This is a genomic window from Arsenophonus sp. ENCA (assembly GCF_002287155.1).
Lineage (GTDB): Bacteria > Pseudomonadota > Gammaproteobacteria > Enterobacterales > Enterobacteriaceae > Arsenophonus > Arsenophonus nilaparvatae.
Window position 1 is genome coordinate 1 of sequence record NZ_NHNG01000794.1, and the last position, 5,607, is coordinate 5,607.

A 5,607-nucleotide genomic window follows, 5' to 3' on the forward strand; every position below is an offset into this window, starting at 1 on the left:
AACATTATCGCTATGATAAGGGTGAATCCAAGCGTAGCCCTATTCCTGATAGAGTGGGTATTGAAGAGAGACCCGCTGAGGCTGATCTTAAGCAACAACCCGGTCATTTTGAAATTGATACTGTATTTGGTAAAGATCAGAAGTCATTCTTACTGACTCTAGCGGATAAAGCTACCAAGCAGATTATTATCCGCAAGTTACCGAATAAACGCGCTGATACTGTTGTAGATGCTTTCCGTGACATTGTAGCAAATACCTTCTGTGACTTTAAAACTTTGACGGCCGATAACGGTTCTGAGTTCTCCATGCATAAACAGATAACTGAGATCACCGGTGCTAATGTCTTCTTTGCCAGGCCTTATCACTCATGGGAGCGTGGTTTAAATGAACACAGTAACGGACTTATCCGCCGTTTTTACCCAAAAGGAACGGACTTCAACTCAGTCACGGACAACGAGATTGCAGAACTTGAGCACATACTTAATACTCGGGGACGAAAATCGTTGGGCTATTTTTCTCCAAATGAAGTATTTTTAGCTCATCTAATGGCTGCATAACGTTTTATGGGTTTGTTGCGTTTCGACTGGGAATGGGCCCTTGAGATCCAGGTTAATTTTTTCTCTTTTTTTATCTCCTCTGGTGCAATATTTAAATATAGATCTTTTATAATAGTTGCTGAAGATTGGAGTAATTGTGAATTAATTGTTGACATAATGGCAGCCATTGGGGCGGCTAAGAAAATTCCTGCGGCGAATGGAGGTAAAACCGTGATCATCAATGTTGGGATGACCTGATCTGGGATCGTTAAATCCGGTAAAATAGCTCGACCTAATGCACCTGCTAAATGCATTCCCAACATTAAAATAACCATCACAATGGTACCGATGATGATCCCTCGGTGCATCGCTTGGCTATTTTTATAAGAAATGCAGCGGACAGCAGTGTGTGGTAAGCCAATAACGCCAAAACAAACTAATATCCAGAAGGAAAACATAAAGGGCATACTAAAAATGTTATCGGCACCTTGTGGTGTGATTAGTTTTGGATCAATCGTTTTTAGTGTCTCTGTTGCCGCCGCCAGACCGCCTGCCTTGTGAATAGTCGCAACCAGCAGAATAATGGTTCCTACTAACATAACAAAGCCTTGTAAGGTGTCATTAAGGACACTAGCTCTAAAACCACCAAACGCAGTATAAAGCGCAATAGTGATGCCAAATATTAATAATCCTATTTCATAGGGGATATTTGCCGTAGTTTCAAGTAGACGAGCTCCGCCGATAAATTGAACTGTCATAGCACCGAAGAAAGCGATGAGTAAACTAATGCTAGCAATCCATACCAGTAAACGGCTTTGAAAACGAGCATATAGCATGTCATTAAGTGTCACCGCATTATAGCGACGAGCCAAAATGGCAAATTTTTTACCTAGTACACCAAGCGAAAGCCAAATAGTCGGAACTTGAATTAAGGCAAGTAGCACCCAGCCAAGGCCATATTTATAGGCTGCTCCAGGACCACCTATGAAAGAGCTAGCACTGATGTAGGTAGCAGTGATGGTCATCGCCAAAACAACCCCGCCCATAGAGCGATTACCTAGAAAATATTCATGCAAAAATTCGCCTTTTTGACGTCGATGATAAGCATAAATAGACAGTAAACAAACTAATAATAAATAACCAATAAGTGGTAATAGAATTTCAATTTGCATCTTTATCTTCCAATGACATTTGTTTAAAAATGAATTTAACCATTAAGACACAAAGTAAAATAAAAATCAGAGGTAAATATAAACATGAAAGTTCAAACCATAATGGCATCCCTGTTATTCCCATTTCCTCGCCGGGGAGGTAGGCAGTCATTATCCAACTACATAAATAAGCAACAGTAAGAAAAACTGACCAACGAGCTTCTTTGTTGGATTGAAGAAAACGTTTGTCCATTGGTTCTCCTGGTAGTAAAAATTTAATCTGAGGGTTTGTATATTAGTTAAAGATTATCTTCAGAAAAAGTATCAAAAATTAGGGTACATTCCGTACCCTATTGTGATGAAAGGTGAATAGAAAAGTTTATTCCTGTGAAGCGAGTTTTTTTTCCAGGTAATGGATATTGGTACCACCTTTGAAAAAATTGCTGTCATCCATAATTTTTTGTTGTAATTCTATGTTAGTTTTAATGCCATCAATAATTAATTCAGATAAGGCATTTTTCATCCGAAGGATAGCAATTTCCCGGGTTTCACCATATGTGATCAGCTTACCAATCATAGAGTCATAGTAGGGGGGAACGGTGTAACCTGCATAAATGTGTGATTCCCAACGTATACCAAAACCACCAGGAATATGGAGGCGAGTAATTTTACCCGGACTTGGCAAGAAGGTATTAGCATCTTCTGCATTAATTCGGCACTCTATTGCATGCCCATGAATTTTAACATCTTTTTGTTTAATAGATAGGGGTAAGCCAGAAGCGATCCTTAACTGTTCTTTAATCAGATCAACCCCAGTGATCATTTCCGTCACAGGATGCTCAACTTGAATACGCGTATTCATTTCAATAAAGTAGAATTCGCCATTTTCATAAAGGAATTCAAAAGTACCGGCACCACGATAATCGATATCAAGACAAGCTTTTGCGCAGCGCTCGCCAATGCTTGTACGCATATCAACTTTTATACCTGGTGCAGGCGCTTCTTCAACCACTTTTTGATGGCGACGTTGCATTGAGCAATCACGTTCGGCTAAATAAATCGCATTGCCTTGACCGTCAGCAAGTACTTGAATCTCAATATGGCGCGGATTTTCTAGGAACTTCTCCATATAAACCATACTATTATTAAAGGCAGCTTTGGCTTCGGCGCGAGTTAGGGTAATGGCTTGTTCTAGCTCACTTTCGTTACGAACAACGCGCATACCGCGGCCACCACCACCACCAGATGCTTTAATAATAACTGGGTAGCCAATTCGATTAGCAATTGTTTTATTGGTTTTTATCTCATTTCCTAATGGTCCGTCTGAGCCAGGAACACAAGGAACACCAGCTTTTTTCATCGCCTCAATGGCAGAAACTTTATCACCCATGAGTCGAATAGTTTCTGGTTTAGGGCCAATGAATATAAAACCAGAACGTTCCACTTTTTCGGCAAAGTCGGCATTTTCAGATAGAAAACCATAACCAGGGTGAATGGCTTCTGCAGCAGTAATTTCTGCTGCTGAGATGATTGCTGGAATATTAAGATAACTTTCAGCTGAAGCGGCAGGCCCGATACAGACAGTTTCATCAGCAAGTAATACATGTTTTAAGTCACGATCGGCGGCAGAATGCACGGCGACGGTTTTTATTTTTAGTTCTTTACAGGCACGTAAAATGCGTAAAGCAATTTCGCCACGGTTGGCGATAACAATTTTTTTAAGCATAGGATGCCTCGTTATTCGATGATAACCAATGGCTCGTCAAATTCAACCGCTTCTCCATTTTCCAGCAGAATTGCTTTAACTACACCTGCTTTGTCTGCTTCGATCTGATTCATCATTTTCATCGCTTCGACAATACATAGAGGATCCCCTAGCTTAACCGTTTGGCCGACTTCAACAAATGGTTTTGCTTCTGGACTTGGCGCTCGGTAGAAGGTACCTACCATTGGCGAGCGAACAGTATAACCACTGATCTCTGCTTTTTTCTCATTTGTTGTTTCAGGTAAAATTTGAGAAGGTGCAATGGCGTTTGCTAAAGCCGGTTGATGCGTGGTTGGCGCTGCCATATACTGTTGTAAATTTGGTAAATTCTGCACGATTGTACGGCTAATACGCACTGATTCTTCACCTTCCGAAATTTCTAGTTCAGAAATGCCAGATTCTTCAACAAGCTCAATTAATTTTTTAATTTTACGAATATCCATAAATTAATTCCGTATTTTTATTCTTTACATTTATTAGGTTGGGATTCATCAATGGTTGCTAATTCTTCAATATTTAATAAGAATTTAACCGCAGCTTCTAATGCAAAAATATAACCATCAGCACGGAAACCACAGATGACGCCGTTTGCAATATCGGAGAGATAGGAGTGATGCCTGAATGGCTCACGTGCATTAATATTAGTAAGGTGGATCTCATAAAAAGGAATGTCAACGCTTAATATTGCATCGCGTAAAGCCACACTAGTATGCGTTAATGCTGCCGGATTAATCAATATAAAGTCGATTTTTCCTTGAGCTTGATGGATTTCATTAATAAGCTCATGTTCCGCATTAGATTGAAAATGACTTAATTTAACTCCTAATTGTTTTGCTTTTTGGCTCATTTGGTTAACAATATCTTGAAGTGTAAGAGCACCATAGAATAGTGGTTCTCTCGTCCCCAGCATATTTAAATTTGGGCCATTTAGCAGCAAAATGTGGAAATCTTTTGCCATTTTGCGGGTATCTCCGACTGATAATTAGACAACTTAACTTGATGCTAATAGTTTGTCATCTTTTTCTCATAATGAAAACGTTTATTTTGACGACAAAGAGCGATATTATAAACATTTCATAGCAATTAGCAGCAAAATTTTAGTCTAATCAGCAAGGTTGGCTCGAAAAATTTAACGTATTTTTACCAGTGTCCGGCCAGTGATTTGGTTATTAATTAATTTATCGGCATAATCAATCACTTTTTCTAACGGGATCTCTGTGGTTGTTAATTGATAAAAACTATCGGGTAATAAATTGGCTAACCGTTGCCATATCTGTGGGCGTTTAATCGTTGGAACCATCACAGAGTCTATCCCCTGTAGTCTTACATTACGCAGAATAAAAGGCATCACTGTTGTCGATAACATAATATCAGCGGCCAGACCACATGCTGCTATTGTACCTGAATAGCACATTTGTGAAATAACGGTTGCTAATATATTGCCGCCAACAGTATCAATAGCTCCTGCCCAACGTTGCTTTTCTAAAGGGTGGGGTATGGTAGTAAACTCTTTACGTAGCAGTACTTGTTTAGCGCCAAGAGCTTTTAAGTAATCGATATTACTCTCCCGACCAGTTACTGCTGTGACGGAATAACCAAGTTTATCTAGCAGTTGAATTGCGGTACTACCTACACCACCACTGGCTCCTGTCACAACAATGTTGCCTTTATCAATGGTTACGCCGTTTTCTTCCAAAGCCATTATACAGAGCATAGCGGTAAAACCAGCGGTGCCGATTATCATCGCTTGTCGCATCGTCATTTTGTCAGGAATAGCTGTTAACCATTTGGCTGGCACTCGCGCTTGTTCTGCTAATCCCCCCCAATGGTTTTCACCAACACCCCAGCCGGTCAATAAAACTTGTTGGCCGACTTGAAATTTTGCATCTGTTGAAGACTTAACGATACCAGCAAAATCGATGCCTGGTACCATCGGGAATTGGCGGATAATTTTTCCTTTACCAGTAATAGCTAAAGCATCTTTGTAGTTTAGTGTAGACCAATAAATGGGCACCTCGAAAAACCTAAGCCGAGTTTGATTTTGCTGATAAAGTTATCGGAAGCTGGTCTACTGAGCTAACCACCATGAAGAAACGCAGCGCCATTAAGAATGACCTCTTTGCAAACCAGTATCACCAACAGACGATCGACAAGT

Annotated in this window: 5 protein-coding genes and 2 pseudogenes; 1 reads left to right on the forward strand and 6 read right to left on the reverse strand. The window is 40.1% G+C overall.

Translation table 11 applies throughout. The features are described 5' to 3' along the window. The coding region (locus CBG25_RS20625) for an IS30 family transposase (protein ID WP_290608946.1) at positions 1-557 on the forward strand (557 nt) is incomplete at its 5' end. Positions 558-610: 53 nt separating this feature from the next. Here the strand turns inward: CBG25_RS20625 and panF are convergent. The 6 genes and pseudogenes from panF to CBG25_RS20655 all read right to left on the reverse strand — a co-directional run. After that, positions 611-1,708, reverse strand: a pseudogene (gene panF / locus CBG25_RS20630) (sodium/pantothenate symporter); the annotation flags it as partial. Beyond that, positions 1,698-1,940 carry a YhdT family protein gene (locus CBG25_RS20635; protein ID WP_180816371.1) on the reverse strand — a complete coding sequence of 81 codons (243 nt, stop codon included), beginning with the start codon at positions 1,938-1,940 and terminating at the stop codon, positions 1,698-1,700. The gene CBG25_RS20635 and the pseudogene panF, both read right to left, overlap by 11 nt. A 126-nt stretch (positions 1,941-2,066) precedes the next feature. Next, positions 2,067-3,413 carry an acetyl-CoA carboxylase biotin carboxylase subunit gene (accC, locus tag CBG25_RS20640; protein ID WP_290608947.1) on the reverse strand — a complete coding sequence of 449 codons (1,347 nt, stop codon included), beginning with the start codon at positions 3,411-3,413 and terminating at the stop codon, positions 2,067-2,069. 11 nt (positions 3,414-3,424) lie between these two features. Then, positions 3,425-3,895: an acetyl-CoA carboxylase biotin carboxyl carrier protein gene (accB, locus tag CBG25_RS20645; protein ID WP_063654248.1), complete on the reverse strand. Its 471-nt coding sequence runs from the start codon at positions 3,893-3,895 to the stop codon at positions 3,425-3,427. Positions 3,896-3,912: 17 nt separating this feature from the next. Continuing rightward, the gene (gene aroQ / locus CBG25_RS20650) at positions 3,913-4,410 is read right to left on the reverse strand and encodes a type II 3-dehydroquinate dehydratase (RefSeq protein ID WP_290608948.1); all 498 of its coding nucleotides are present in this window, start codon (positions 4,408-4,410) and stop codon (positions 3,913-3,915) included. Between the two features lie 171 nt (positions 4,411-4,581). Continuing rightward, positions 4,582-5,466, reverse strand: a pseudogene (locus tag CBG25_RS20655) (oxidoreductase); the annotation flags it as partial. Positions 5,467-5,607 lie beyond the last annotated feature (141 nt).